The organism is Mycobacterium sp. TH-M15 (genome assembly GCF_057473705.1).
Genome location: NZ_JBYCLB010000653.1, coordinates 1 through 2,890, shown reverse-complemented (window position 1 = coordinate 2,890; position 2,890 = coordinate 1). Strand labels below are relative to the sequence as shown.

The window sequence follows — 2,890 nt, the reverse complement described above, 5'->3', positions numbered from 1 at the left end:
TCACGAATTCCACGGCGACTGGAACTACACGCTCACCGCCGACCACACCGCGACACGCCCACCAGAACCCGATTAATTACTGCGCGAGCCCTTAGCTGCGTGAACAGTGTTTCTCGACGCTACGACATGCGCCACCGCCCCGCAACGACCGAAGCCGCTATGCCGGCGCACTCGCGGGTCGGGTGCGGGACCGGTGCCACGCCGCGTGCAGCTGGGCGACGTCGACGCCCAGGGCGGCCGCGATCTTGGCGCCGCTTTGAGTGCGCCATCGACCGGCGCAGGCGCACCGACGCACCGATGGACGTCTCCGGGTGGCGGCGCGTCGGGCTGACCCCGACGACCAAACCCCTGTCGATCATCAAGCAATACATCGACGGCCAAGCCCGCCCACTATGACCGGCGGGCTGCGCCCGCCGACAAACGAGATGGCCTAACCCCGGACTAAAGTCCGAGGCTTGCGCCCAAGGTCCGGGTCATGGGACTCAACTCGGTCTCCGACGGACGCCACGTCGTGCACCCTGTGGCGGCAACCGGGTTTGCCCGACAGCTGCGCGATGCCGGCTTCGAGCCGATCGGAGTCGAGCTGTCCGAACTGCTCAAGGGCGGTGGAGCGGTGAAATGTTGCACGCTGGAGGTGTACTCATGACGGTGCAGCTAGCGGCGGGAGTCTCTGAGCGCACCCGGTGGGCGATCGCCACCGACCAGCGCCACGTCGCGCACAACTATGCGGCACTACCGGTGGTCGCGGCCAGTGCCGAGGGGGCATGGGTCACCGACCTCGAGGGCCGTCGGTACCTGGACTGCTTGTCGGCCTACTCGGCGGTGAACTTCGGTCACCGCAACCCGGAGATCGTCGCGGCCGCGCACGCCCAGCTTGATGAGCTGACCCTGACCAGTCGAGCGTTTCACAGCGACCGGCTCGGGCCGTTCTGCGCCGCGCTGGCCGGGCTGTGCGGCAAACAGATGGTGCTGCCGATGAACAGCGGTGCCGAAGCGGTGGAAAGTGCGATCAAGCTGGCTCGCAAATGGGGAACCGACGTCAAGGGGGTGCCCGCGGACGACGCCAACATCGTGGTGGCCGAGAACAATTTCCACGGCCGGACGATCACGATCGTCGGTTTCTCCTCGGACCCGCTGGCACGCCGGGGCTTCGGGCCGTTCACACCCGGCTTCCGGTCCGTGCCGTTCGGCGACGCCGACGCGGTGGCCGCCGCCGTCGACGAACACACTGTCGCGGTTCTGTTGGAGCCGATTCAGGGTGAGGCAGGCATCATCGTGCCGCCGGACGACTACTTGCCCGCGGTGCGGCGAGTCTGCACCGACCACGACATGCTGCTGATCTTCGACGAGATTCAATCCGGCCTCGCTCGAACCGGCCGCACCTTCGCCTGCGACCACTGGGGGGTGGTACCCGACGTCTTCCTGCTCGGCAAGGCGCTGGGCGGCGGCGTGGTACCGCTGTCGGCCGTCGTCGCCGACCGCGGCGTGATGGAGGTGCTGCACCCCGGCGAGCACGGCTCGACGTTCGGTGGCAACCCGTTGGCGGCGGCGATCGGCAGCACCGTGGTTTCGATGGTGGCTCGCGGCGAGTTCCAGGCCCGGTCTGCGGAGCTCGGCCGCATCCTGACCGACCGACTGACGTCGCTGATCGGTCGCGGCGTACTGGCGGTGCGAAGCCGTGGACTCTGGGCAGGGGTGGACATCGATCCACGGGTCGCCACGGCCCGACAGGTCAGCCTGCAACTGGCCCGAAGAGGTGTGCTGGTCAAAGACACCCACGGATCGACACTGCGACTCGCCCCGCCGCTGGTGATCACCGCCGAGGAGATCGGTTGGGCGGTCGACGAATTCGCCGAGGTTCTGGACGGCGGATCGTGACCCTGGCCGGACCCGGCCGGAAGGTCAGTACTTCAGCGCGCCCTTGTCGATCGGAATCTGCACCCCCGATAGCAGCCCGGAGCCGTCGCCGGCCAGCCAGACCACCACATCGGCGATCTCGTCCGGCGTCATGAAGTCGTCGGGCTTCAACGGCATCGGCGGGAAGCTGTGCAGGTAGTCACGGTGTTCGGTGAAGACCTTCGCCATCACCTCCGGCTCGATCATCGGGGTGTCCACCGAGTACGGATGAATCGAGTTGACCCGGATGCCGTACTGGCCGACCTCCAGCGCCAGCGAGTTGGTCAGGCCGACCAGCCCGTGCTTGGCCGCCGAGTAGTGGCCGTTGCCCGGGGTGGCCTTCAGCCCCGCCGACGAGCTGACGATGACGATCGAGCCGCCGTTGCCGGCCGCGATCATCGGCGGCACCGCGGCCCGGACGGTGCGCCAGGTGCCGGTCAGGTTGACGTCGATGACGGTATTCCACTGCTCGTCGGTGAGCTCCCAAAGCCTCCCCCAGTTCAGCACCGCGGCGTTGGCCACCAGCACGTCGAGCCGGCCGAACCGCTCGACCCCGTCGGCGACCAGGGTGCGCAGTGCGGCGTCGTCGCGGATGTCGACGGCGCGGGCCAAGATCTTGCGTCCTTCGACTTCGACCGCACGGACGGTGTCGGCGAGATCTTCCGGGGTGGCCGCCGGGTAGCTGATGCAGTCCGACGCCGGGGCGCAGATGTCGGCGGCGATGATGTCGGCGCCCGCGCGCGCCAGCCGCGCCGCGTGCGCGCGGCCCTGTCCGCGTGCCGCGCCGGTGACGAAGGCGACCTTGCCCTGCAGCGTCTGGTTATCACTCACGGGACGAGGCTAGCACTGAAACTGGAACGTGTTCTAGTTGGTTGCCCGTGGGCGGGACGACGGCCCGGCGCCGACGGTGCGGTTTCATCCGCGACACGGCGCCGGACCCGGATCATTCCGCGCAGTCACCGCGACCCGACGATACGAAAACGGCGCCCACCCG

The 2,890-nt window shown here is 68.4% G+C and carries 2 protein-coding genes and 1 pseudogene; 2 read left to right on the top strand and 1 reads right to left on the bottom strand.

Annotated elements, in window-relative coordinates; translation table 11 throughout:
- Positions 1–472: 472 nt before the first annotated feature.
- Together AC2VNT_RS15975 and rocD are read left to right on the top strand one after the other, a co-directional pair.
- A pseudogene (locus tag AC2VNT_RS15975) lies at positions 473–646 on the top strand (dimethylargininase); the annotation flags it as partial.
- Complete coding sequence (gene rocD, locus AC2VNT_RS15970) at positions 643–1,878, top strand: ornithine--oxo-acid transaminase (RefSeq protein ID WP_486947782.1); 1,236 nt, start codon at positions 643–645, stop codon at positions 1,876–1,878. The pseudogene AC2VNT_RS15975 and the gene rocD, both read left to right, overlap by 4 nt.
- Positions 1,879–1,902: 24 nt before the next feature.
- Here rocD and AC2VNT_RS15965 read toward each other — a convergent pair whose 3' ends face one another.
- Positions 1,903–2,727 (bottom strand): mycofactocin-coupled SDR family oxidoreductase, encoded by an 825-nt coding sequence (locus tag AC2VNT_RS15965; protein ID WP_486947781.1) that lies wholly within the window; start codon positions 2,725–2,727, stop codon positions 1,903–1,905.
- Positions 2,728–2,890 lie beyond the last annotated feature (163 nt).